This is a genomic window from Halorubrum sp. CSM-61 (genome assembly GCF_003781945.1).
Lineage (GTDB): Archaea > Halobacteriota > Halobacteria > Halobacteriales > Haloferacaceae > Halorubrum.
Map to the genome: position 1 here is coordinate 207,436 of NZ_RJJW01000006.1, position 22,720 is coordinate 230,155.

Below are 22,720 nucleotides of genomic sequence, written 5' to 3' on the forward strand. Positions count from 1 at the left end.
GCTCGGAAGACTCAGGATTCTCGCTCCGCGAGGAACGCCTCCGCCTCGTCCCGGGTCGGGAGCCCCGGCTGGGCGAACCGGGAGGTGCAGTTGATCGCGGCGACCGCGGCCGCGAACCGGACCCCGTCGGCGACTCCCGCGCGGTCGCGGCGAGGGTTCCCGCGACCGTCGCTCCCGGCGAGCCACCGGTCTATCAGCCCCGCGGTGAACGAGTCGCCGGCGCCGGTCGCGTCGACCACGTCGACCTCGAACGCGTCGAACTCGGTGACCTCGCCGCCGGCGACGACCGTCATCCCGTCGGCGCCGTGGGTGAGGACCGCGCGGGGCCACCCGTCGCCTGCCAGAGTGGTTCGACCGCTTCCCTCCCGCGCCAGCTGCGCGGCCGCGACGCGGTCCACCGCCGCGTCCGGCCCGTCGAAGTAGGCCGCGGCCGCCACGTCGTCGGCGACGAACAGGTCCGCGGCGTGGAGCAGCCGGTGGATCGTCTCCGGCTCGGTCCCCCGCCCGACGAGCTCCTCGACCGAGCCGGAGAGGTCGAACGCGAGCGCGGGCGGGTCGGCGGCCGACTCGACCGCGTCGAGCACCGCCCGCGAGACCGCGTCGGGCGCGTAGCCGGTGAGGAAGACGGTCTCGGCCGCGGCGAGCGCCTCCCGGTCGGCCTCGCTCAGTCGGAGGCGGCGGAAGCTCTCGCCCGCGGTGACGATGGCGCGCTCGCCCGCCGGATCGCTGAGGATCACAGACCGCGTCGAGGGGTCGCCGCCGACGGCGACGCGCGAGGCGTCGACGCCGGTGTCCGCGAGGTACTCGCGCGCCCGCTCGCCGTACTCGTCGTCGCCGACGCGGCTCACGAGCCCCGCGTCGCGTCCGAGCCGATCGAGCGCGACGCTCACGTTGGCGCCGACGCCGCCGAACGCGGTCGTCACCTCGCTCGCGAACGCGCCGCCGTCCGGCTCCGGGAGGTTGCTGACGGCGTACCACTCGTCTATCGCCGCGGCGCCGACCGCGAGGATCGGGGGCGGGCCCGTCATGGGCGCCGCGACTCCTCTCTCACGCTCACGCTACGATTCACCGTCCGCCGACTCGTCACCGTACACCGACTCGTGGAGCTCCATCGCGGCCGCTTCGGCGATCGGTCCCTCGACCGCCGTCTCGCTGCCGGCCCGGCGGATCACCTCGGCACAGGGGATCGACACCACGTCGCCGGTGAGCTCGTCGAGCGTCTCGCCCGCGACGCCGAAGACGACCCGGCCGATCCCGGCGTAGTGGATCCCGGTCGCGCACATCGGGCACGGCTCGGTGCTGGCGTACATCGTGCAGCGGGCGCGCTCGTCGGCGTCGAGCTCGCGGCCGGCCCACCGCGCGAGCGTCAGCTCCGGATGGGCCGCCAAGTCGTCCTCGGACAGCGTCTCGTTGTGCCCCTCGGCGACGATCTCGCCGTCGAGGACGATCAGCGCCCCGAACGGGGTGTTCCCCATCTCGACGGCCTCCTCCGCGAGCTCGATCGCGCGATCGACGTACTCGCGGTCGGTCGAACCCGTTTCGTTTCCGCCGCTCGAACCGCCGGCGTCTGCCGGATCGCTCATACTCCCCTGTTCGCCCGTGGGCACCTAATCCTTCGTCTGGCGCGTCGGTCGCGTTATATATCTCCCGGCGTTAGCTCGGCCGTGTCCCGCGTCACCGTCAGCATCGATCCCCACGTCCACTCGGACGACAGCTACGACGGCCACGAACCGGTGGAGCTCATCCTGGAACACGCCGCGGAGATCGGGCTCGACGCGGTGGTGATCACCGACCACGACGTGATCGGCGAGTCGAAGCGCGCGGCGGAGATCGCCGACGAGTACGGGCTGATCGGGGTCCCCGGCGTCGAGGTGTCGACCGCGCACGGCCACCTGCTCGCGGTCGGCGTCGAGCGCATGCCGCCGCGTCGGCGTCCCTACGACGAGACGGTCGCGTGGATCCACGAGCGCGGCGGCGTCGCGATCGTGCCGCATCCCTTCCAGCGGTCGCGCCACGGGGTCCGCGAGCGGAACATCCCCGTGCCGGACCCGGCGGAGGGGGAGGGCGAAGGCGAGGCGAACGACGAGATCGTCGACACCGGGGAGGTCGGCGACGGCGGCGCGACCGCCGAGACCGTCGAGACCCCCGAGGTCGACGCGATCGAGGTGTTCAACGCGTGGCTGTTCACCGGGTACCGCAACCGCCGCGCGCGGCGGTTCGCGGCCGAGCACGGTTATCCGGGAATCGCGGCGAGCGACGCTCACCGGCTGGAGTACGTCGGGCGCGCGTTCACGGAGGTCGAGATCGAGGGCCGCGAGTCGGTCGACGCGGTCACGGCCGACGACGTGCTCGACGCGATCCGGAACGGGACCACGCGGGTGGACGGCCGCCGCGCCCCGGTTCCGATGGCGGCGAAACACTACGCCGGCGCGGCCGGCCGCAAGTCGGGGTACTACGCGCGGACCGGCGCGGTTCGGAGCGCGACCGCCGCGCACCGCGGGGTCGCCGAGGCCGTCTCCACCGCCCGGGTCGCCGTCTCGCAGGGCGCGCATCGCACCGCACGCGTCCTCTCGTGGGTGATCTGACGGGCCTCACGGGCGACGGTCCGATCGGTCCGCCGGAGACGGGTTTTTGCCCGCGGGCGCGAAACGACCGGCCATGAGCCACGACAGACGCGAGGCCGGCTTCAAGCGGCGGACCCGCGTCGCTGACGCGCTGGCGACGCTGCTCGACGCGGCCGACCCCCACGGCCGGACCGAGTCGGCGCCGCTCGCCGACGCGGACGGGAGGGTCGTCGCCGAGCCGATCGACGCGCCGGCGCCGGTCCCGAGCTACGACCGCGCCGCGATGGACGGGTACGCGGTCCGCGCCGAGGACACCTTCGGCGCGTCCGATCGGTCGCCGGCGGTACTGCGGGCGGTCGACGCCGAGGCCGACGCGATCGCGCCGGGCGAGGCGGCGCGCGTCCACACCGGGAGCGCAGTCCCGGACGCGGCCGACGCGGTCGTGATGATCGAGCAGATCGAAGCGGTCGGGGACGAGATCGAGGCGTTCGACGCGGTCGCCGAGGGCGAGAACGTCGGCGAGGCCGGCGAGGACGTGGCGGAGGGTCAGCGGCTCTTCGAGGACGGCCACGTCCTCCGGCCCTCCGACCTCGGCCTCCTGAAGTCGGTCGGACTCGACGCGGTCCCCGTCTACGAGCGCCCGACCGTCGCCGTGATCCCGACCGGCGAGGAGCTGGTGCAGTCCGATCCCGGCCCCGGCGAGGTGATCGAGACGAACGGGCTGACGGTCTCTCGGCTGGTCGAGCGGTGGGGCGGGGAGGCCCGCTACCGCGACGTGGTCACCGACGACGAGGACGCGCTCGCGGCCGCGATCGAGAACGACCTGGACGCCGACGCCGTCGTCACCACCGGGGGCTCCTCGGTGGGCGAGCGCGATCTGCTCCCGGAGGTGGTCGACTCGCTCGGCGAGGTGCTCGTCCACGGCGTCGCCCTGAAGCCGGGGCATCCGGTGTGTCTCGGCGTCGCCGACGACACGCCGATCGTCTCGCTGCCCGGCTACCCGGTCGCCTGCATCGTCAACGCCGCGCAGTTCCTCCGGCCGCTCCAGAAGCGGGTGGGGGGGACGACCGCGGACCCGTTCCCGACGCGACGCGCGCGGCTCGCCCGGAAGGTGCCGAGCGAGCCGGGCACGCGGACGTTCGCGCGGGTATCGTTCTCGGAGAGCGAAACTGACGACGGAGGAACGGATCTCCCCGCCGCCACCCCGACCCGCGCCAGCGGCTCCGGGATCCTGTCGAGCGTCGCGCTCGCGGACGGCTGGGTCGTCGTCCCCGAGCCACGGGAGGGGCTCGACGCGGGCGAGGTCGTCGACGTGGAGCTGTGGGAGGCGAGCCCATGAGCGACCGCAAGGAGTTCCGCGACCTCGCGACGCCGGAGGCCGCCCGCGAGGCGATCGGCTCGCTCGACCTCTCGCCGGAGCCGGAGACGGTTCCCCTGAGAGAGGCCCGCGGCCGAGTCCTCGCGGAGCGTATCGACGCCGCTATCGACGTGCCGGGGTTCGACCGCGCCTCGATGGACGGCTACGCTGTCCGCGCCCGCGACACCTTCGGCGCCGACGAGGCGGAGCCGGCCGAACTCGATCTCGTCGGCGCGGTCCACGCGGGCGCGGCTCCCGACGTGACCGTCGAGCCCGGGACCTGCGCCGAGATCTCCACCGGGGCCGTGATGCCGGACGGCGCCGACGCCGTGGTGATGGTCGAGCGGACCGACGAACTGGACGCGGCCGGTGGCGATCCGGACGTCGAGAGGGACGAGCCCGATCGGATCGCCGTCCGGACCGCCGTCGCGCCGGGCGACCACGTGATGAGCGCGGGCGCGGACATCGCCGCGGGCGCCCGCGCGCTCGGACCCGGAACGCGGCTGACTCCGCGAGAGATCGGCCTCCTCTCGGCGCTCGGCGTCGACGAGGTGCCGGTCGAGGGGAAACCGCGCGTGGGAATCGTCTCGACCGGCGACGAGCTGGTGCGCCCGGGCGAAGACCTGGACCCCTCGCGCGGCGAGATCTACGACGTGAACTCGACGACGATCGCGGCCGGCGTCGAGGAGGCGGGCGGCGAGCCCGTCCTCTACCCGCACGCAGGCGACGACTACGACGAGATGGAGCGGCTGCTCCGGCGCGCGGCCGACGAGTGCGACCTCGCCCTGTCGTCCGGGTCGACCTCGGCGAGCGCGGTCGACGTGATCTACCGCGTGATCGAGGAGCGCGGCGAGCTCCTCCTCCACGGCGTCGCGGTCAAGCCCGGTAAGCCGATGCTGATCGGACGGCTCGACCGGCGGGCGAAGGAGGGGACGAGCGAGAGCCCCGGGGAGTCCGCGTACGTCGGTCTCCCCGGCTACCCCGTCTCCGCGCTCACGATCTTCCGGACGTTCGTCGCGCCCGCGATCCGCGAGGCGGCCGGCCGGCCGGAGCCCGCGACGGCGACGGTCGAAGGGCGGATGGCCGTCGGCGAGCGCTACGGCGAGGGCCGGATGCGGCTGATGCCGGTCGGGCTGCTCGACCTGAACGACGGCGACCTCCCGCTCGTCTACCCGGTCGACAAGGGGTCTGGCGCGACGACGAGCCTGGTCGAGGCCGACGGCGTCGTCGCAGTCGATCCGGACACGGAATACCTCGACCGGGGCGAGCGCGTCTCGGTGCAGCTGTTCTCGCCCGACGTGCGCCCGCCGACCCTGCTCGGCGTCGGCGAGGACGACCCGGCGCTCAACCGCCTGCTCGACCGCCTCGAAAGTCCCAGATACCTGCCGGTCGGCTCCCGCGAGGGACTCCGTCGGCTGCGCGACGGCGTGCCCGACGCGGCGGTCGTCGCGGGCCCGGGCGACCGCGAGGTCGACGCCGTCGACCTCGGCGGCTGGCGCCGCGAGTGGGGGCTGGTCGTCCCCGAGGGCAACCCGGACGGCGTGACGGGGCTCGCCGACCTCGTCGACGGCGACCTGCGGTTCGTCAACCGGTCGACCGACTCGGGGCTCCGCCGGAGCCTCGACGACGCGCTCGACGGTCTCGCGGCCGACCGCGACGCGTCGCGCCGCAACCTCACCGACCGGATAGACGGCTACGGGCTGACGGTCCGGGCGTTCGAGAGCCCGGTCAGAAAGGTGATCGCGGGCGACGCCGACGCCGGGCTCGGGCTCCGCGAGACGGCGGAGCGGCTCGGCTGCGGGTTCGTCTCGCTGGGCGAGCAGCCCGTTTCCGTCCGCGCCGCGCCCGACCGCGTCGAGCGCGACGCGGTCGCGGAACTCGCGGGTGCGCTAGAAGACCTCGTCGATACCGCAGACGACGACCTCCTCGACGATCTGGCGGGCTACTCGCGGAACAGCCGGAACGATCCCTGACCGACGACGACCTCGGCGGCGTCGCCGTTCGTCGAACTGGTGACCGTCATGTCGCTGACGCCGATCGAGCCGCCGGACCTGACCACCGTCGCCTCCGCCCGGAGGTCGCCGGTCGCCGGCCGGAGGTAGTTCGCGTTGAGGTTCACCGTCGCGACCCCGCCCGAGAGCGGGTCCTCGAAGGCGGTGCGCTGGACGATCCCGCCCGCGGTGTCGACGAGCGTCGCGGCCACGCCCCCGTGGATGGTGCCGCCGTCGCTGTTCGTCAACTTGTCGTCGAACGGAATCGAGAGGACGACCCGGCCGCGCTCGACGACGTCGACCGACGTGTTCAGCCACGAGAGGTAGCCGTGCTCCTCCTCGATCCGCCGCTCGACGAGCTCGACCGCTTCCGCCGGCAGCGGCTCCATCGCCTCGACCTCGCTCCGGTCCATACCCCACCGTCGGCGTCCCCCCGCTTGTAGCCCTCGGAACTCGCAACAACGACACTGAGGTTGGGGCCGTCGCGACGGAACGCAACCCGCCAGCCCGGCCCTTATCAACGAATCCGCGCCATCCGCCCCGTGCCCTGACGCGTCGCCCCGCGGCGGCCGAGGCCGGAGTCCGGTGCACCGCCGCGGCGGAGCGTTCGCACCGGCTGTTCGCCACCCCTCTCGCCACCCGCCGGTCCCCCGAACTCACCCGACACCGAGCCGGATCGGGTCGTCGCTCGGGACGAGCGCGAGCGACACGCTCTCCCCGAGTTCGAACCGCCCGTCCGGACAGACGATCTTCGCCCCGAATCCGCCGTCTCTGGCCGCGAACAGCGACAGCCCCACCACGCGCTCGCCGTTCGCGAGCACGTCGACCGGCTCCCACGCGACGCCTCGACCCCGGGCGACGCCGACGCGGGTCCCCCACAGCGACAGCGCCGTCCCGTCCGCGAGCGCGTCGAACGCGCCGCCGCCCGCGTAGTGTGCCAGCCCGCCGTCGAGGGGAACTCCGTCGTCGCTCGCGAGCGCCGCGAACCGCCGACCGGGTGCCGGATGAGTCGGCGCGTCGAGGACGACGTGCGTCGGACCGCGCTCGGCGACCGTACCGGTCCCGCCCCATCGCATCGGTTCGACCGGTACGTCGACGTCGACCGGGAGCGACCCGCTCGCCCGGAGCGCGTTCGCGCCCGGGGGTCTGAACCCGAGGTGGACGTGGTCGTCGACCCACCGCCCGAAGAAGCCGGACCGCGTCAGCGGGCCGAGCGAGTCGCCGACGGCGACGCGGTCGCCCGGCGACACCTCCGGGACCACGTGGAGGATCCGCGCGAGCGTCCCCGGTTCCGCGCCCGCACGCCGACACCAGTCGTCGTCGAGCTCGACGACGATCAGGTGGTCCTCGTCGGCGGCGTACGGGCGGTCCGGACAGCCGACGGTCCGCGTCTGGCGGACGACGCCGGCGACCGGCGAGATCCCCGTCTCGCCGTCCGGGTAGAGGTCGATCGCGCACCCCTCGTGGTGCGCGGGGTACGGGGAGTTGAACCGCGAGAACTTCCGGAAGCGGTCGAACACGGACGCCGGGAGCGTGACGGCCATCGAACCGTCACGACGGGCTCGACGGGCAAGTGGGCGTCGGAGCCGGCCATCGCCGCCCGCCTCTGGGACGACCGCCACCCCCCGATCAGCCGTCCGCGGGCTCGATCCCCGTGATAACGAAGCGCGCGCCGCCGGACGCCGACTCCTCGACGGAGAGCTCCCAGCCGTGCGCCTCGGCGATGTCGCCGACGATGGCGAGCCCGAGCCCGGTCCCGCCGCCGAGGGAGACGCCGCGCTCGGTCACCTCCGAGCGCTGATCCGGCGGCACGCCGGGGCCGTCGTCTGCGACCGCGAGCGCGATGCCGTCCTCTCGGCGCTCGAACTCGACCCGCACCGCCACGTCGTCGCCGGCGTGTTCGATCGCGTTGCGGAACAGGTTCGAGAGAAGCTGTTCGAGCCGGTCGCCGTCGGCCGAGACGGGCACGTCCGGACCGTCGACCGACAGGGTCGCGTCCGCGGTCTCGAGCCGCGACCAGACCCGCCTGACGGTCCCGTCGAGCGAGACGCGGTCGAACTCGTCGACCGACTTCCCGGCGGTCGCCAGCGACAGCAATCCCTCGATCAGGTCGTCCATCCGCTCGTGGGCGTTGGCGGCGCGGTCGAGCGCGTCGTCGCGCTGGTCGCCGGCGTCGGTGCGGGCGAGCTCCACCGCCGCGGTCGCGGCCGCCAGCGGGTTCCGGAGGTCGTGTGAGACGACGCCGGCGAAGTCCTCCAGCCGCTCGTTCTGTCGCTCTAACTCGGCCTCGCGGCGCTCCAGTTCGGTCTGTCGGCGCTCGCGTTCGGTCACGTCGCGGAGCAGGAACACGTGCCCGCGGTCGGTCCCGCGAGGGTCGGTGATCGGGTCCTCCTGGATGTCGAACTGCCGTCCCCCGATCGATATCGGGTGCTGCACGCCGATCTCCAAGCGCGGGAACACGTCCGACAGCGACGATTCGACCGCGTCCGGGGGAAGGAGCTCTTCCGCCGCCGGGTTGAGGTCCCGAATCCGGCCGTCGGAGCCGGCGACGATCACGGGGTCCTGCATCACCTCGACGGCGGTGTCGCGGGCGACGACCGCGGCGTCGAGCGTCCCGAGCCAGAAGACGGTCCCGTACAGGAAGGCGCCGTGGACCACGATCCCCGTCGGGTACCACGCGAGGTTCGCGTAACTCCCCACGTCGACGATCGTGACGATTCCGCCCAGAAACGGGAACAGCGTTCCGAGCAGTATGACGAACGTTTGGAGCCGGTAGCGGTTCCCCGTCCGGCGGTACAGGTCGACGACGACGAGGACGCCGGCGATACACAGCCCGTAGGCGTACAGCACGAACGCGGCGTCCGCGACCCCGAGGTCGAACGAGAGCAGCGCGAACGGCCCGTCGACGACGGCCGCCAGCGAGCGGCGCGAGATCCCGTGCGTCCCGCTCGACCAAGCGGTCAGTACCCAGACGAACGCCGGGGCCGCGAGCGCGACGGTCCGGTTCTCCGTTCGCCACCGGTCGTGACCCGAGAACGCCAACACGAACGCCATCCAGATCCCGGGAACCGCGGCGACCAGCGGAGTCGAGAGGTTGAGCGCGACGATCATCGCCAATTCGCTCGAGCTGGCGACCCTGACCGCGTACAGAAGCGAGACGCCGCCGCCACAGAGCAGGTAGAGCGCGACCTCGGTGCCGCCGGGCTCCTCCCGGTCGGTCCACGCGACGTATCCGAGCCCGATCCCGATGGCCCCGGCGAGCAGGCAGGCCGCGAGGTACGCCTGCACCGGTAGCGCGCCGAGATCGGTCATCGTTACCTGACACAGTCAGAGGGTCGGCAAAACGTTTGTGTCACGCGCTCGCGACGGCCCCGAACGCGGACGACGCGCGTCTGCCGCGCGTCGCAAGCGGCTTGTTCGACCGACCCCTCTCGCCGGGTATGCGCGTGCTCAGGGGTCGCGACTCTCGCCCCAGCGCGGACCGGGGGCACACGGCGGCGCTGCTCGCGGGCGCGAGCGACGGGACGCCGGGACTGCGCGTGTGGACGCCGCCCCGACAGGTCGCCTTCGGCCGTCGCGACGCCCGCGAACCGGGCTTCGAGCGAGCGAAGCGGATCGCCGCCGAGCGCGGGTTCGAGCCGATCGAGCGCGACGTTGGAGGCCGCGCCGTCGCGTATCCGGGCGACACGCTCGCGTTCGCCCACGCGATCCCGCTCGGCGACGGCTCGGGTTCCGGGTCGATCGCGGCCCGGTACGAGCGCGCGACGGGGGCGGTCGTCGACGCGTTGCGGAGCCTCGGCGCCGACGTGACGCGCGGCGAGCCCGAGGAGTCGTTCTGTCCCGGCGACCACTCGGTCCGCGTCGCGGGCGGCGGCAAAGTCGCGGGGATCGCCCAGCGGGTCCGGGGCGACGCCGCGCTCGTGGCCGGCTGTCTGGTCGTCACGAGAGCCGACGCGCGCGACATCGCCGACGGTACGGCGGCGGTGTACGGCGCGCTCGGCGTCCCGTTCGACCCGGAGGCGGTCGGGAGCGTCGCGGAGGCTGACGGCCCGAATCGACCGAAACCCGTCGCTCTGGCGCTTGAGAAGGCGTTCATCGACGGTCCGTGGAGCGACGGCGAACCGCGGATCGATCGGGTCGACCGCGACGACTGAGCCGCGAGCGCCGTCTGCGACACGGTCCACCGACGGCTCGCGGGGCGATCGGGACGGATCGCGCTTTCGACGTGCTTTTTATTCGCGGGGGTCTCGGTTCGCCCATGGCCGAATTCAAAGTCGTCATCGCCGACCCCGACTCCGGCGAGACGTTCCAGCGAGAGGTCGACGGACAGGACGCGAACCGGTTCCTCGGTCGCGAGATCGGCGACGAGATCGGCGGCGACGCCCTCGGGCTCTCCGAGCACACGGTCGAGATCACCGGCGGCTCGGACGAGACCGGTCGCCCGATGCGCGAGGACGTCTCGGGCACCCGCCTGAAGGAGCTCCTCCTCGAGGGCGGCGTCGGCTTCAAGCCGTCCCGCGAGGGCGAGCGCAAGCGCATCACCGTCCGCGGCCGCGAGATCGACGACGACGTGGCCCAGATCAACGTCTCGGTCGTCGACGGCGACGATGTCGCCGCCGCGCTCGGCGAGGACGACGGCGACGCCGACGAGGAGTAAGCGCCCCCTTTCGATGCCTCGCGTCCCCTCCGACGACGAGGGCGTCGCCGCGATCCGCGTCTCGCTCGCCCGGAGCGGCGGCACTCGCCGCCCATGCGTCCGGATTCCGAACGACGACGAACTCGACGGGCGCGTCGAGTCCGGGAGCCGCGAGTCGCTGTCGCTCGCCGCGGGCGACATCGTCCGCGTCGCCGTCGACCGCGAGGAGTACTACGCCCCGGTTCGGAGCGACGGCGAAGGCCGGCTCGTCCGGGGCGCGTTCGACAACCGACGGCTCGCGCGCGAGCCCGGCGAGGGGGCGAACCGCCTCGCCGAGTGGCTCGACGCCAACGGCCGCGAGCCGGGCGACGTCGTCGTCCTCGACGTCGTCGTTCCTGGCGAGCAGTACGGGCTCCGGATTCCGGGAGAACGAACGGTGTACGACGCGACGCGCGGTCCTCCGTCGTCGCTGTCGGACATCGCCCGCGACCTCGACGGGTGAGGCGGGGCGGGTCGGCCAGACGCCGGCCGTTCCCACGGAGACGGACAGGCCGGATCGCTTATTCTCGCGCGCGCCCGACCTCGATACATGCAAGAGGTCGACGCGGATCTGACGGCGCTCGACCGCGGGATTATCAACGCCTTCCAGGGCGGGTTCCCGGTGACCGAGCGTCCCTTCGAGCCGGCCGCGGACGCGCTCCGCGAGCGCGGGGTCGACGTGACCGGCCCGGAGCTGTGCGAGCGCGTGCGCGAGCTCGACGAGGAGGGAATCTTATCCCGGTTCGGCGCGCTCGTCAACGCCGAGGAGATCGGCGGGGCGGCGTCGCTCGTCGCGATGCACGCGCCGGAGGACCGGTACGACGATTTCGCGGAGACGGTCAACGAGTTCACCGCGGTGGCGCACAACTACGAGCGCGAGCACCCGCACCTCAACATGTGGTTCGTGGTGAGCGTCGCGGACCACCCGGACCCGGACAAGGACGGGAGCGATCGGGTCGACGAGGTGCTCGCGGAGATTGAGGCCGCGACCGGCCAGGAGACGTACAACCTCCCGAAAGTTCGGGAGTTCCACGTCGGCGCGAAGTTCCTCGTCGACGGGCCGGTCCCCGACGGCGACGTGGACCTGTCGGATCTCGGCCCCGCCGTCTCGCCGAGCGACCGGTCGACGCTCACGCCCGCGGAGCGCGACCTCGTCGTCGAGATCCAGGGCGGGCTCCCGATCACGGAGACGCCGTACGCCGACGTGGCGGCCGCGATCGGCGCCGACACCGAGTGGGTGATCGAGACGGTAAAGCGGTTCGACGCGGAGGGGAAGGTGCGTCGCGTCGGCGTCATCCCGAACCACTACGCGCTCGGGTACACCGAGAACGGGATGACCGTCTGGGACGTGCCCGAGGAGGCCCTCGACGAGGTCGGCCCGGCGGTCGCGTCGTTGGGGTTCGTCACCCACTGCTACCAGCGCCCCCGACACGCGGGCGTCTGGGAGTACAACTTCTTCGCGATGACCCACGGGCGGACGGAGGCCGAGAGCGAGCGCCGGATCGCGGAGGTGAGAGAGCTGATGGACGAGTACTGGGAGGTCGGCGCGGACGACTGGGACACTCTGTTCTCGACCCGAATCCTGAAGAAGACGGGGATCCGCATCGCCGACCGCGCCGACAGCAACACGGCGTGACCCGCCGAACCGCGGTCTCACGGGGGCACGCATGATCCCGCTGTACCACGACTTCGCCGGCGAGACGGTGCTGGTGTTCGGCGGCGGCGCCGTCGGGTCGCGGAAGGCGTCCCGGTTCGCCGACGAGGCGCGGGTCGTCGTCGCGAGCCCCGCGTTCGACGACCGGCTAGCCGATCTCGGCGAGGGGGACGCCGCCGAGGGAGACGTGGGGTCGGTGGAACTGGTCCGCGCCGCGCCCGCCCCCGACGCGGTCAGCGACTGGGTCGACCGTCTCGATCCCGCGCTCGTCGTCGCCGCCACCGACGACGCGGCGGTCAACGCGGCGGCCGAGGCGGCCGCGCTCGACGCGGGCGCGCTCGTCAATCGGACCGACGTGTCGGCCGCGGACCGGTCCGGCGGTCGAGGGGCGCGGAGCGTCGTCGTCCCGGCGACGGTCGAGGACGACCCGGTCAGGGTGGCGCTCTCGACGGGGGGCGCGAGCCCGGCGCTCGCGAAGGCGCTCCGCGAGCGGATCGAGGCGGAGATCGACGGCGCCGGCGCGATGGCGGAGCTGTCGGGGACGCTCCGCGCGGAGCTCAAAGACCGGGGTATCGCCCCCGAGAGGCGCCGGGAAGCGATCCGCCGCGTCGTGCGATCCGAGGGGGTTTGGAAGGCTTTACAAAAGGGGGATTCCTACGGTCGGAAAGAGGCGGATTCCGTGATCGAGGAGGTACTCACCAGATGAAGGAGACGGGCGCAATCTCGGGCGTGAGCGTCGCCCACTCCCGCGCGACGGTCGACGAGATCGAGGCCGCGGGCGGCGACGGCGTCCGCGCCACCGTCTCGGACCTGCTCGCGCGCGACGGGGTCGAGGAGGCGTTCGCGCTCCAGACCTGCAACCGCTCGGAGGCGTACGTCGTCACCGACCGGACCGTCGACGGCTCGGTCGCGCTGGAGTCGTTCGCCCCCGAAGTCCGCGGCGGCGCGGTCCGCCGGCTCGACCACGAGGAGAGCTTGGAACACCTGATGCGGGTCGCCTCCGGGCTCGAGTCGCTCGTGCTCGGCGAGGATCAGATCATCGGCCAGCTCCGCGAGGCGTACGAGGAGTCGAAGTCCGCGGGCGGCATCGGCCCGGTGCTGAAAGACGGAGTGACGAAGGCGCTCCACGTCGGCGAGCGGGCGCGGACCGAGACGTCGATCAACGAGGGCGTCGTCTCGCTGGGCTCGGCCGCGGTGCGACTGGCCGCAGGTGAGATCGACCTCACCGACGGCTCCGCGGTCGTGGTCGGCGCCGGCGAGATGGGGACGCTCGCGGCTCGGACGCTCGACGACACCGCGGTCTCGGAGATCGTCGTGGCGAACCGGACGGTGCCGAACGCGGCGTTCGTCGCCGAGGAGGTCGACACGCCCGCGGAGGCCGTACCGCTCGCCGACCTCTCGACCGTGGTCCCGGACGCCGACCTCGTGATCGCGGCGACCGGCAGCCCGGACCCGGTGATCCGGTCGAAACACGTGGCGGGCGCCGACCGGCTCGTCTGCATCGACATCGCGCAGCCCCGGGACGTGGACCCCGCGCTCGACGACCGAGAGGGTATCGCGCTGTACGACATCGACGCGTTGGAGGACGTGACCCGCAAGACCCGCGAGAGCCGCGAGGAGGAGGCGCGGGAGGTCGAGGCCATCATCGACGAGGAGCTCGACCGGGTCTTGGAGGCGTACAAGCGCAAGCGCGCCGACGACGCCATCTCCGCGATGTACGCGGGCGCCGACCGCGTGAAGGCCCGTGAGGTCGACCGCGCCGTTTCGAAGCTCGAAGCGCAGGGGGACCTGACCGACGAGCAGCGCGAGACCGTCGAGGACCTGGCGGACGCGCTGGTCGGGCAGCTGCTCGCCGCTCCGACCCGGTCGCTTCGAGACGCCGCGGGGGAGGACGACTGGGAGACGATCCGCACCGCGCTCCGGCTGTTCGACCCCGAGTTCGACATGCTCCCGGAGGGGCCAGGCACGAGCGACTCCGGACGCGACGCGGCCCCCAGTGGCGTGGAGGTCCCGCCCGACTCGGTCGCCGAGGAGCTCGACGATTGAGCACGATTCTCCGGCTGCGGTTCTCCGACCGCGACGCGGTTTTGCGGACGTAACCGACCCGTGAGCGACGACGACTCGCCTCAGTCCCCGGCGACCGCGAACCGCGAGGCGTCGCCCTCGGCGGTCGGCGCGGTGACGAGCGAGACGACGACCGTGAGGACCGCGGAGAGGACCATCAGTCCGAGCGCCACGTCCCAGCCGCCGGCGACGGTGCGGGGCAGCGTCGGCACGGCGGCGACGACCGCTGACAGCACCACGGCGAGGTACGCGACCTGCGGGACGAGCACGCCGGCGATCATGCCGGTCCGCGTCGTCCGGTCCCAGTAGAGCGCACAGATCACGGGGAGCGCCAGCAGCGCGAACCCGGAGAAGGCGGTGTCGCCGACCTCGATCAGCGTTCCGGGACGGAAGAGGCTCGCGACGAACGCGGCCAGCGCGAAGGCGGCGACGCCGATCCGGGCGATCCACGCCTCGCGGCGCTCGGAGGCGTCGGCGTTGATCACGGGCCGGTACACGTCGCGGGTGAAGTACGACGACCCGGAGAGCAGCATCGAGTCCGAGGAGGACATCATCGCGGCCATCGCGCCGGCGATCACGAGCGCCGCGAACCAAGCGGGGGTGTACTCGTTCAACACGACGGAGAGCACGTTGGCGCCCTCGGGCACCTCGATCGGCATCCCGACCGCCCACGCGCCGAGCATGAACGCGGGGAGGAAGAGGAGGAGGACGAGGACCGGCCACAGCACGAACGACCGCTTCAGCGTCTCACCCGACCTCGCGACGAAGAATCGCTGGTTGATCTGCGGGAACATCGTCACGCCGAACGCGATGGTGATCGCGGTCGAGACGATGAAGCCGGGCGAGTAGAGGCCGCCGCCGAAGCTCCCGAAGTCGGGCCGGGCGTCGAGCATGGCGCCGGTTGCCGCGCCGACGCCGCCGACCGCCGAGACCACCCAGACCGCGGCGATCCAGACGACAGAGAGCATGAAGAGTCCCTGCACGGTGTCGGTCCACGCGACGCCGCGCATCCCGGCGAGGACGACGTAGCAGATCATGAAGGCGGTGACCAGCGCCGCGCCGCCCCAGTAGGGGACGGCGCCGCCGGTGAGCCCCACGAGCGCCTCGCCCGCGCCCATCTGCTGGAGCATGACGTACGGGAACAGCCAGAGGAGGCTCACCCCGGCGACGAGCGCGCGGAGCCCGGTGGAGCCGAACCGGTCGCCGAGCATCTCCCCGAGCGTGACGTACCCGTGCCGGTCGCCGATCAGCCACTGCTTGTAGCCGATCGCGTACCACAGCACCGCGAACAGCACCCCGTCGAGCGTCCCCATCACGACCAGCCACTCCGGGCCGGCGGCGAACGCGAGGTTCGGGCCGCCGAAGAAGGTGAACGCCGAGAGCAGGGTGGCGAACGTGGTGAACAGCAGCACGACCGTCCCGATCGACCGGTTCGCGAGGTAGTAGTCCTCGGCGGTCGCCTCGGAGACGCGGTAGGCGACGAGCCCGACCGCGAGCGCGAACAGGAGGTAGCCGACGACGACGCCGAGCGACAGGCCGAGCGTCACGGCCGGTCACCCCCGAGCACCGACCTCCGGCCCGAGTCCGCTTCCGACTCCGGCCGGCGACCCATCCCGCGCTCCCACGCGCCGCTCCGGACGAACAGCGAGAACAGGAGGGCGCACAGCCCGAGCCACGCCACGTGCCACCAGATCCACACCGGCAGCCCGGCGACGACCCGATCGACTCCCCACAGCGGCCACGGCACCGCGAAGGCGACGAGGACCGCGAACGTCGGTATCCACACGAGATCTCTCCGCGATCGACTCATGTGGAACGACGTTGGAATCCGACGGATAAATACTATTGGACTAGTTCGATATTAAGTATCGAAGAGAATTATTCTTCAAACGACGACGACGCAGGCGCGTGCGATAACTATTTTCGCCGACGCGCACAACGACGCACGGGCGGCCGGCTCCGCCCGATCATCACCATTCACCCATCATGAAAGACACCGAAAAATACCTCATCCACGCCACCATCGCGGCCGACGGCGTCGTCGAGCGGAGCGACGTCGTCGGCGCGGTGTTCGGCCAGACGGAGGGGCTCCTCGGCGACGAGCTGGACCTGCGGGACCTCCAGGAGTCCTCGCGGGTCGGGCGGATCGACGTCGCCGTCGAGTCCGAGAACGGCCAGTCGTTCGGCGAGGTCACGGTCGCGTCGAGCCTCGACAAGGTCGAGACCGCGATCCTCGCCGCCGCGCTGGAGACGATCGACCGCATCGGCCCCTGCCACGCCTCGGTGGAGGTGACGAGCATCGAGGACGTGCGAGCGGCGAAGCGCCGCGAGGTCGTCGAGCGCGCCAAGGAACTCGTCGCCGGCGGCTTCGAGGAGACGAGCCTCAGGAGCGACGACATCCTCGAAGAGGTCCGCGAGGCCGCCCGCGTCGAGGGGATCGTCGACTACGAGGGGCTCCCCGCCGGCCCCCGCGTCGGCGACTCCGACGCCGTCATCGTCGTCGAGGGGCGCGCGGACGTGCTGACGCTGCTGGAGTGTGGAATTAAGAACGCGGTCGCCGTCGAGGGGACGAACGTCCCCGACGCGGTCGCCGACCTCACCGCCGACCGCACCGTCACGGCGTTTCTCGACGGCGACCGCGGCGGCGAGCTCATCCTGCGGGAGCTCGCGCAGGTGGGCGACGTGGACTACGTCGCGTTCGCGCCGCCCGGCGAGTCGGTCGAGGACCTCGACCGCAACGCCGTCTTCGAGGCGCTCCGCGGAAAGGTGCCGTACAGCAGCCTCGCCGACGAGCCGAACCTTCGGGAGGCGGCCGCGGACGACTCGAGGGACTCCCCCCTCGAAGGCGACGGCACCGACCTCCCGGGCGGGGCGTCCGGGTCCTCGGACGACGAGGGAGGCGAAAACGCGACCGCGAGCGAGGACGGCGGCGACGATCGCGACGCCGGTGTCGTCGCCGGCGGCGCTCGGGGCGCGGCGGGGGGCGGGCTCGTGGAGGCGGTCGAGGACGCGCCGGCGCCCGCGGCGATCGACGGGGAGGAGAACGAGACCGACGAGGGGCGCGAGGAGGACGGCGACGGCTCGGCCGGCGACGGTGAGACCGACGGCGAGACCGCCGAGGGCGACGACGCCGAATCCGGTCCCGACGACGCGGAGATCACGGATACGGATCCCGACGACGAGGCGGTCACCGAGAGCGGAGCAGAGAGCACGGCGGAGGGCGGAGCGGACGACGACGCGCCCCTCGACGACGAGCCGCGGTCGATCGAGGAGCACGTGCAGGAGGTCGTCGACGCCGGCAGCGACCGCGCCCGGCTGCTCGGCGACGACCGCGGCGTCCTCGCGGAGGTCGACGCGGTCGACGCCTTCGACGCGGTCGAGACCGCCGAGACGGCCCCGCACACGGTCGTCGTCGACGGGCTGATCGACCAGCGCCTGCTCGACGTCGCCGCCCAACGCGGGGTCAGCGAGCTGCTCGGCCGCGAGGTCGGCGAGTTCGTGAAACGACCCGTGGGGACGCGGGTGCTCACGGTCGGCGACCTCCGCGCCGGGAGCTGAGGACGGGCGCACGGCGTCTCGGGCGGGACGAACCATCAGTTCGGTGGACGCGAGTTCTTGAGCAATTACGGGAGTACGTCTCGCACGTTTCTGGAGTGGCTGTTTATAAGTGATCGAGTGGTGTCGCTGTCGGCTGTTTATAAGTCGTCGACGGCGCTGCGGTGAACACTTCCAAAGCCCCAGCCGCTGCGGGCGCCGCACGCTCGCTGCGCGCCTCACTCGGTCGCTGCCGCTCCCTCGTTGCGGTGCTTACATCGCCTGCGGCGCCCGCAGCGGCTGCCCCTTTGAATCCCACCCGACCGCTCAGCACCGCAGCCTCACGCCTCCCCAGCCTCGTCGCTGGCGGCGATAGCCGCCAGCGACTCCCTCGCGCGTGCTCCTCGCGGCCTGTCGGCCGCTCGGAGGCACGCGCCACCGCGTTGTTCTTTATAAGCAATCGTCGCTGTCGCTCGTAGCTCGTTTAAATACTGTTTCGCCGCCACCGATCTGCAATACTCACTCCCGTAATCGCTCGCTGCTGTGTCCGTACCGATCGGAACCGAACCGGCGCGTGTTGCTCGCGGCGAGGTTCTCCAAAGTCGCTTATACCAACCCGATCGCGCCGAGCGCCGCGAACAGCGCGTCCCCGTACGTCAGTGAGACGATCAGCCCGACCGCCATCGGAACGACGAACGGCATCCCCGGCGACACCAGCACGCGGTCCTTTCGGGCGACGACCGCCAGCCCGCCCCGGAGCGTCTCGGCGTCGGTGCCGTACGCGCCGTGGTCGATCTCGTCGAGGAAGCGCTCGGCGGCCCACGGGTCGGCGGGGCTGCCGGCGCCGTCGGCGTCTCCCTCGCCATCGGCTCCCGTCGCGACCCCTCCGTCCGTCCGCGGTCCGACGTGCGTCCCGCCGTCGGTCGGGTCGTGCGTCTCGCCGACGCTGGCGGGGTCGCGGAGGCGGTCGGCGTCCGCGCGCAGGTCCGCGAGCGGCAGCCCGCGCCAGCGCAGGTACATCCGGAGCGCGTCCAGATCGAGGCCGTTCCGGGTCGTCCCCGCGTCGTTCTCGAACAGGCGTCCGTGGCGGTCCGGCAGCGAGTCGGTCGCCACCGGCCGCGCGAGGAACATCGTCGCCGAGCGCTCCCCGCGGAGGAGGTTGATCCCGGCGAGACCGACCGGGTACGCGAGCGCGAGCAGGACCGTGTTCGTGAGCACCGTCAGCGAGAACACGCCGATCTGGGTGTCGACGAGCGGGAGTTTCGCTCCGGCGACGGCGTACTCCGGGAACGTCGGAAAGAGGACCGCGATCGCGATCAGCGCCTTCGCGTCGGCCCCGCCGAACGCGCCGAGGTACCAGAACGCGTAGCCCAGCGGGGCGACGAACAGCAGACTGATCGCGGCCTGAACGAGGAACAGCCGTCCCTCGAACCCCGCGAGGGGCCAGAGGCGGGCGGTCTCCCAGACCAACAGCAGCGCGCCGAACGCGTACAGCGGCGGCCACAGCCGGTTCGGGAGGCGTCGGGTCCGAACGTCCCGCAGGGCCGCCCACGCGAACACGGGGACGACGAACAGGCGGAGGGCGTCCGGCAGCGTCGCGAACATGTCACCACGGGCGGCGCGGGCGTAATTAGGCGTTCGGGTTCGCGTATCGCGATCGATAGCGCGGCGGCGGTCGCGGGCGGTGAGAAGAGGAAAGAAGGGAGAGGCGAACCGCCGGCGCTTTGTGGGACCACTACCGACCGGCGACCGATGCGACGCCGCGTCGGAACCAGTCTGTACGCCGGGCTCCTCTTCACCGTCCTCGGCGCGATCGCGTGGGGGACCGGCCAGCCGTTCGTCTTCCCGAGCCTCGGGCCGTCGGCGTTCCTGATCGCGTTCGACCGGCGGAGCGAGCGCGAGCGGGCCGTTCGGGTCGTCGGAAGCCACCTCATCGGCGGCGTCGCCGGGCTGGCGGCGTGGTCGCTGATCGCGGCCGGCGCCAGCCTCACCGCGACCCCGCCCGCGTTCTCGCCCGAGGGATTCCGGCTCGCGGCGAGCGCGACGGTCTCCCTCGTGGCGACGAGCTGGGCGATGATCGCGACCGACGCGGTCCACGCGCCCGCCTGCGCGACGACGCTCATCGTCTCGCTCGGGCTCCTCTCGACCCCGCCGGAGGTGGCGATCATCGTCGCGAGCGTGACCGTGCTCGTGGGGTTCCACGCGGGCGTGATTCTGGTCTTCAAGCGGATCGTCGGCGACGCGCACCCGCTCTACCGGGCCGAGGATCGCTGACCGCCTCGTTCAGTCGCCCGAGTCACCGCGCCGGTCCCGCGTCGCGGTGGAGGTACAGGTACGCGAGCACCGGAACGATCGTGAACACGAGCGTCGAGAGCGCCCAGAGGACCGCGTAGGGGCTCCCGCGCGCCCTCGCGTCGCGGTAGATCCACGCCGCGGCGGCGACGACGACGCCGTAGATCACGAGCGTGAGCGGGAGCGACCACGGGAGGGCGACGCCGAAGAGACTCATTGTCCCCCGTCCGTGAGGTCCGCGGCCATCACGAAGTCCGGTTCGGCCGCGACCGGAACCCGGTTCGCGCCCGTGTCGCTCACGTGCTCGACCGTCTCCGGGATCAGTACACGGGCGTCGTCGGCGTCGACCGCGGCGGCGTCGGCCGCGATCGCGTCGTACAGCGCGCCGGCCGCCTCGACGTCGCGCCACGCGGCGACGCCGTAGGTCGCGGTCCGGGTCGTCTCGCCGTCCGTCTCGCGCTCCGTCACGCGCGTCCGGACCGCGAACCCGGCGAAGGCGTCCGCGCCGACGACCGCGATCAGTCGGTCCTCGTCGGCCGCAGCTCGCAGGCGCTCGCGGGTGAGCGACGAGCAGGCCCACGACTCGTCGGGGTCGAGCGCGAGCCCGCGCAGGTGGTCGCGGGCGACGCTGTCGCTCCAGAACGCCCACGCGGCGTTCGGGTCGGGGTCGGCGAGAGCGGCGAAGTCGGCCGCGACCGAGTCCGTTTCCGCCGGCTCCGGCTCCGCGAATCGGAACTCCGTTGCTGGCTCGAAGCCGACCGCGCGCGACTGCCCGAGCCCCATGACGTTCCACGAGAACACCATGTTGCGACACACCCGCGCGCCGCGGTCGCGGGCCCAGTCGAGCACGGTCTCCGAGAGCGCGGTCCCGACGCCGAACCCGCGGGCGGCGGGGTCGACGCGGATCCCCTGTCCCCACGCCTCCCACTCGGAGAGCAGGACGCCCTGGATGCAGCCGACGACCGCCTCCGGTTCGCCCGCCGCGGCCGCGCCCGAACCGTCGCCCGCGACGAGCGTGTCGCCGTCTTCTCGATCGGCGAGGCCGTCGAAATCGGCCGCGTCCGGCGGCAGCGTCGCGACGAAGGTGCCGCGGTCGGGGTCGTCGGACGCGGCCCACTCGGGGAACACGCGCGGGATGTAGTCCTCGTGGCGCTCGCCCCACGTGTCCCGCGCGAACGCGGCGACCGCGTCGGCGTCGGCGGGGCGGGCCTCGCGGACGACGGGAGTGGGAGCCGAGTCGGAGCCGGGGTCCGAGGTTCTCTCGGAGCTCGTCATCGCCAGGGCTGCGACTCCTCGGTCAGCTCGCCGGCGAGGTCTCGGCCCATCGCCTCGGCGGGGTCCGAGCGGTTCGCGAGCGCCCACATCAGCTTCACCTTCGCGGTGCCGGGGAGGGTGTCGCCCGCCTCGACGACGCCGGCGTCGAGGAGGTCGCGGCCGGTGTCGTACACCCGGTCGCAGACGCGGCCCGCGAGACACTGGCTCGTCATCGCGACGACGGTCCCGCCCTCGACCAGCTCCTCGATCCGCGGGATGAGGTCGGTGTGGACGTGGCCGAGCCCGGTCCCCTCGATCACGACGCCGTCCTTGTCGTCGAGGTAGTCCCACGCGGCCGGGTCCATGCCGGGCGTGAACTTCACCAGCTCCACGTCGGGAGCGAGGTCGGTCGCGGCCGAGAGGTCGGCGTCGTCGCCGTCCTCACCCTCGCCGTCCCCCCGCGCGATCGGCTCGCGGGCCCACTCGATGGCGTCGTCCGCGGCGCCGCCGTCGGCGCCCGCCTCGGCCGCGGCCTCGTAGTCGATGCGGCCGAGCGGCTCGGCGCCGACCGTCTCGAAGGCGTCGCGGCGAGAGGTGTGATTCTTCCGGACGCGGGTGCCCCGGTGGAGCGCGCAGGCGTCGTCGGACTGGGTCGCGTGCATGCAGACGAGCGTCTCGGCGTGGTCGGCCTTCGCGGCCTCGACCGCGCACACCGCGTTCATCACGTTGTCGGAGGAGGGCCGGTCCGCGGAGCGCTGGCTCCCGGTGAACACGACCGGGACCGGGGAGTCGAGCATGAAGGAGAGCGCGGACGCGGAGTACTGCATCGTGTCGGTGCCGTGCATCACGACGACGCCGTCGGCGCCGGCCTCGACCTCCTCGCGGACGGCCTCGGCGAGCTCCCGCCAGATCGGCGGCTCCATGTTCTCCGAGAGGATGTTGGCGACGACGCGCCCGCGGTAGTTCGCGCGGCCGGCCAGGTCGGGGACGGCCCGGAGCACGTCCTCGGCGTCGAACTGTGCGGTGACCGCGCCGGTCCGGTAGTCGACGGTGGAGGCGATCGTCCCGCCGGTGGAGATGAGCGCGATCGTCGGCAGGTCGTCGTCGAAGGTGATCTCGGAGGCCTCGCCGCCGCCCGCGTCGGCGCCCTCGTCGACGTCGCGGGCGCCGGATTCGAGCACTTCCACGTCGGCCTCGTCGCGGTCGACGCCGACGTTGTACCCCCCGTCGAGCTTGACGACGAGGTGGTCGCGAGTCGTCGAGGGGAGCAGTACGCCCTCGTTCGTGACGTCCCCGCGGTCGACGCGGACGCGATCTCCCGGTTGCATACCACCG

General features: G+C 72.6%; 22 protein-coding genes. 11 read left to right on the forward strand and 11 right to left on the reverse strand.

Annotated elements, in window-relative coordinates; all coding sequences use genetic code 11:
* Nucleotides 1-11: 11 nt before the first annotated feature.
* Nucleotides 12-1,028 (reverse strand): carbohydrate kinase family protein, encoded by a 1,017-nt coding sequence (locus EDM04_RS12330; RefSeq protein ID WP_123622513.1) that lies wholly within the window; start codon nt 1,026-1,028, stop codon nt 12-14.
* A gap of 30 nt (nt 1,029-1,058) precedes the next feature.
* Entirely contained in the window at nt 1,059-1,583 is a 525-nt protein-coding gene (locus tag EDM04_RS12335; RefSeq protein WP_123622516.1) for a nucleoside deaminase, read from the reverse strand.
* A gap of 81 nt (nt 1,584-1,664) precedes the next feature.
* Between EDM04_RS12335 and EDM04_RS12340 the strand changes: the two genes are divergently transcribed.
* The 3 genes from EDM04_RS12340 (at nt 1,665) to EDM04_RS12350 (ending at nt 5,894) form a co-directional block, all read left to right on the forward strand.
* Nucleotides 1,665-2,585: a PHP domain-containing protein gene (locus tag EDM04_RS12340; protein WP_123622518.1), complete on the forward strand. Its 921-nt coding sequence runs from the start codon at nt 1,665-1,667 to the stop codon at nt 2,583-2,585.
* A gap of 73 nt (nt 2,586-2,658) precedes the next feature.
* The gene (glp, locus tag EDM04_RS12345; protein ID WP_123622520.1) at nt 2,659-3,903 is read left to right on the forward strand and encodes a gephyrin-like molybdotransferase Glp; all 1,245 of its coding nucleotides are present in this window, start codon (nt 2,659-2,661) and stop codon (nt 3,901-3,903) included.
* A complete protein-coding gene (locus tag EDM04_RS12350; protein ID WP_123622522.1) occupies nt 3,900-5,894 on the forward strand; it encodes a molybdopterin biosynthesis protein in 1,995 nt (664 codons plus the stop codon). The genes glp and EDM04_RS12350 overlap by 4 nt, the downstream gene beginning before the upstream one ends.
* Here the strand turns inward: EDM04_RS12350 and EDM04_RS12355 are convergent.
* The 3 genes from EDM04_RS12355 to EDM04_RS12365 all read right to left on the reverse strand — a co-directional run bounded on the left by EDM04_RS12355 (nt 5,864) and on the right by EDM04_RS12365 (nt 9,224).
* Nucleotides 5,864-6,325: a PaaI family thioesterase gene (locus EDM04_RS12355; RefSeq protein WP_123622524.1), complete on the reverse strand. Its 462-nt coding sequence runs from the start codon at nt 6,323-6,325 to the stop codon at nt 5,864-5,866. The genes EDM04_RS12350 and EDM04_RS12355 overlap by 31 nt on opposite strands.
* A gap of 243 nt (nt 6,326-6,568) precedes the next feature.
* On the reverse strand, nt 6,569-7,456 hold the full coding sequence (locus EDM04_RS12360) for a hypothetical protein (RefSeq protein WP_123622526.1): 888 nt from the start codon (nt 7,454-7,456) through the stop codon (nt 6,569-6,571).
* Between the two features lie 85 nt (nt 7,457-7,541).
* Complete coding sequence (locus tag EDM04_RS12365; RefSeq protein WP_123622528.1) at nt 7,542-9,224, reverse strand: histidine kinase N-terminal 7TM domain-containing protein; 1,683 nt, start codon at nt 9,222-9,224, stop codon at nt 7,542-7,544.
* Between the two features lie 128 nt (nt 9,225-9,352).
* Between EDM04_RS12365 and EDM04_RS12370 the strand changes: the two genes are divergently transcribed.
* The 6 genes from EDM04_RS12370 (at nt 9,353) to hemA (ending at nt 14,287) form a co-directional block, all read left to right on the forward strand.
* Nucleotides 9,353-10,066, forward strand: a complete 714-nt coding sequence (locus tag EDM04_RS12370; RefSeq protein WP_123622530.1) for a lipoate--protein ligase family protein — start codon at nt 9,353-9,355, stop codon at nt 10,064-10,066.
* 104 nt (nt 10,067-10,170) lie between these two features.
* Complete coding sequence (locus EDM04_RS12375) at nt 10,171-10,569, forward strand: 30S ribosomal protein S6e (protein WP_123622532.1); 399 nt, start codon at nt 10,171-10,173, stop codon at nt 10,567-10,569.
* A 13-nt stretch (nt 10,570-10,582) separates the two neighbouring features.
* Complete coding sequence (locus EDM04_RS12380; RefSeq protein WP_123622534.1) at nt 10,583-11,050, forward strand: hypothetical protein; 468 nt, start codon at nt 10,583-10,585, stop codon at nt 11,048-11,050.
* An 87-nt stretch (nt 11,051-11,137) separates the two neighbouring features.
* On the forward strand, nt 11,138-12,223 hold the full coding sequence (locus tag EDM04_RS12385) for an Lrp/AsnC family transcriptional regulator (RefSeq protein WP_123622536.1): 1,086 nt from the start codon (nt 11,138-11,140) through the stop codon (nt 12,221-12,223).
* A gap of 31 nt (nt 12,224-12,254) precedes the next feature.
* Nucleotides 12,255-12,947, forward strand: coding sequence for a bifunctional precorrin-2 dehydrogenase/sirohydrochlorin ferrochelatase (locus EDM04_RS12390; protein ID WP_123622538.1), 693 nt, complete (start codon nt 12,255-12,257; stop codon nt 12,945-12,947).
* Entirely contained in the window at nt 12,944-14,287 is a 1,344-nt protein-coding gene (gene hemA / locus EDM04_RS12395; RefSeq protein WP_123622540.1) for a glutamyl-tRNA reductase, read from the forward strand. Before EDM04_RS12390 ends, hemA begins: the two co-directional genes overlap by 4 nt.
* Before the next feature lie 80 nt (nt 14,288-14,367).
* Here the strand turns inward: hemA and EDM04_RS12400 are convergent, their stop codons facing one another.
* Both EDM04_RS12400 and EDM04_RS12405 read right to left on the reverse strand, forming a co-directional pair.
* Nucleotides 14,368-15,852: a sodium:solute symporter gene (locus EDM04_RS12400; protein WP_123622542.1), complete on the reverse strand. Its 1,485-nt coding sequence runs from the start codon at nt 15,850-15,852 to the stop codon at nt 14,368-14,370.
* A complete protein-coding gene (locus tag EDM04_RS12405) occupies nt 15,849-16,115 on the reverse strand; it encodes a DUF3311 domain-containing protein (RefSeq protein ID WP_123622544.1) in 267 nt (88 codons plus the stop codon). Before EDM04_RS12405 ends, EDM04_RS12400 begins: the two co-directional genes overlap by 4 nt.
* 176 nt (nt 16,116-16,291) lie before the next feature.
* Between EDM04_RS12405 and dnaG the strand changes: the two genes are divergently transcribed.
* Nucleotides 16,292-17,863, forward strand: a complete 1,572-nt coding sequence (dnaG, locus tag EDM04_RS12410) for a DNA primase DnaG (protein WP_123622546.1) — start codon at nt 16,292-16,294, stop codon at nt 17,861-17,863.
* 582 nt (nt 17,864-18,445) lie between these two features.
* Here the strand turns inward: dnaG and EDM04_RS12415 are convergent.
* Nucleotides 18,446-19,444 (reverse strand): A24 family peptidase, encoded by a 999-nt coding sequence (locus EDM04_RS12415; RefSeq protein WP_123622548.1) that lies wholly within the window; start codon nt 19,442-19,444, stop codon nt 18,446-18,448.
* A 147-nt stretch (nt 19,445-19,591) separates the two neighbouring features.
* Between EDM04_RS12415 and EDM04_RS12420 the strand changes: the two genes are divergently transcribed.
* Entirely contained in the window at nt 19,592-20,113 is a 522-nt protein-coding gene (locus EDM04_RS12420; RefSeq protein WP_123622551.1) for an HPP family protein, read from the forward strand.
* A 22-nt stretch (nt 20,114-20,135) separates the two neighbouring features.
* Here the strand turns inward: EDM04_RS12420 and EDM04_RS12425 are convergent, their stop codons facing one another.
* From EDM04_RS12425 to gatD, 3 genes are read right to left on the reverse strand one after another with little or no spacing between them, the layout of a single operon-like run.
* Entirely contained in the window at nt 20,136-20,348 is a 213-nt protein-coding gene (locus EDM04_RS12425) for a hypothetical protein (protein WP_123622553.1), read from the reverse strand.
* Entirely contained in the window at nt 20,345-21,406 is a 1,062-nt protein-coding gene (locus EDM04_RS12430; RefSeq protein ID WP_123622555.1) for an N-acetyltransferase, read from the reverse strand. Before EDM04_RS12430 ends, EDM04_RS12425 begins: the two co-directional genes overlap by 4 nt.
* Nucleotides 21,403-22,713 carry a Glu-tRNA(Gln) amidotransferase subunit GatD gene (gene gatD / locus EDM04_RS12435; RefSeq protein ID WP_123622557.1) on the reverse strand — a complete coding sequence of 437 codons (1,311 nt, stop codon included), beginning with the start codon at nt 22,711-22,713 and terminating at the stop codon, nt 21,403-21,405. The genes EDM04_RS12430 and gatD overlap by 4 nt, the downstream gene beginning before the upstream one ends.
* Nucleotides 22,714-22,720: the final 7 nt, after the last annotated feature.

Excerpts from the sequence above, each read along its gene's own strand:
- hemA (WP_123622540.1), top strand. The coding sequence starts at position 12,944 with ATGAAGGAGACGGGCGCAATCTCGGGCGTGAGCGTCGCCCACTCCCGC.
- EDM04_RS12355 (WP_123622524.1), bottom strand. The coding sequence starts at position 6,325 with ATGGACCGGAGCGAGGTCGAGGCGATGGAGCCGCTGCCGGCGGAAGCG.
- EDM04_RS12425 (WP_123622553.1), bottom strand. The coding sequence starts at position 20,348 with ATGAGTCTCTTCGGCGTCGCCCTCCCGTGGTCGCTCCCGCTCACGCTC.
- EDM04_RS12390 (WP_123622538.1), top strand. The coding sequence starts at position 12,255 with ATGATCCCGCTGTACCACGACTTCGCCGGCGAGACGGTGCTGGTGTTC.
- EDM04_RS12415 (WP_123622548.1), bottom strand. The coding sequence starts at position 19,444 with ATGTTCGCGACGCTGCCGGACGCCCTCCGCCTGTTCGTCGTCCCCGTG.
- EDM04_RS12370 (WP_123622530.1), top strand. The coding sequence starts at position 9,353 with ATGCGCGTGCTCAGGGGTCGCGACTCTCGCCCCAGCGCGGACCGGGGG.
- EDM04_RS12405 (WP_123622544.1), bottom strand. The coding sequence starts at position 16,115 with ATGAGTCGATCGCGGAGAGATCTCGTGTGGATACCGACGTTCGCGGTC.
- EDM04_RS12365 (WP_123622528.1), bottom strand. The coding sequence starts at position 9,224 with ATGACCGATCTCGGCGCGCTACCGGTGCAGGCGTACCTCGCGGCCTGC.
- EDM04_RS12360 (WP_123622526.1), bottom strand. The coding sequence starts at position 7,456 with ATGGCCGTCACGCTCCCGGCGTCCGTGTTCGACCGCTTCCGGAAGTTC.
- EDM04_RS12335 (WP_123622516.1), bottom strand. The coding sequence starts at position 1,583 with ATGAGCGATCCGGCAGACGCCGGCGGTTCGAGCGGCGGAAACGAAACG.
- glp (WP_123622520.1), top strand. The coding sequence starts at position 2,659 with ATGAGCCACGACAGACGCGAGGCCGGCTTCAAGCGGCGGACCCGCGTC.
- EDM04_RS12420 (WP_123622551.1), top strand. The coding sequence starts at position 19,592 with ATGCGACGCCGCGTCGGAACCAGTCTGTACGCCGGGCTCCTCTTCACC.
- EDM04_RS12375 (WP_123622532.1), top strand. The coding sequence starts at position 10,171 with ATGGCCGAATTCAAAGTCGTCATCGCCGACCCCGACTCCGGCGAGACG.
- gatD (WP_123622557.1), bottom strand. The coding sequence starts at position 22,713 with ATGCAACCGGGAGATCGCGTCCGCGTCGACCGCGGGGACGTCACGAAC.
- EDM04_RS12350 (WP_123622522.1), top strand. The coding sequence starts at position 3,900 with ATGAGCGACCGCAAGGAGTTCCGCGACCTCGCGACGCCGGAGGCCGCC.
- dnaG (WP_123622546.1), top strand. The coding sequence starts at position 16,292 with ATGAAAGACACCGAAAAATACCTCATCCACGCCACCATCGCGGCCGAC.
- EDM04_RS12385 (WP_123622536.1), top strand. The coding sequence starts at position 11,138 with ATGCAAGAGGTCGACGCGGATCTGACGGCGCTCGACCGCGGGATTATC.
- EDM04_RS12330 (WP_123622513.1), bottom strand. The coding sequence starts at position 1,028 with ATGACGGGCCCGCCCCCGATCCTCGCGGTCGGCGCCGCGGCGATAGAC.
- EDM04_RS12380 (WP_123622534.1), top strand. The coding sequence starts at position 10,583 with ATGCCTCGCGTCCCCTCCGACGACGAGGGCGTCGCCGCGATCCGCGTC.
- EDM04_RS12430 (WP_123622555.1), bottom strand. The coding sequence starts at position 21,406 with ATGACGAGCTCCGAGAGAACCTCGGACCCCGGCTCCGACTCGGCTCCC.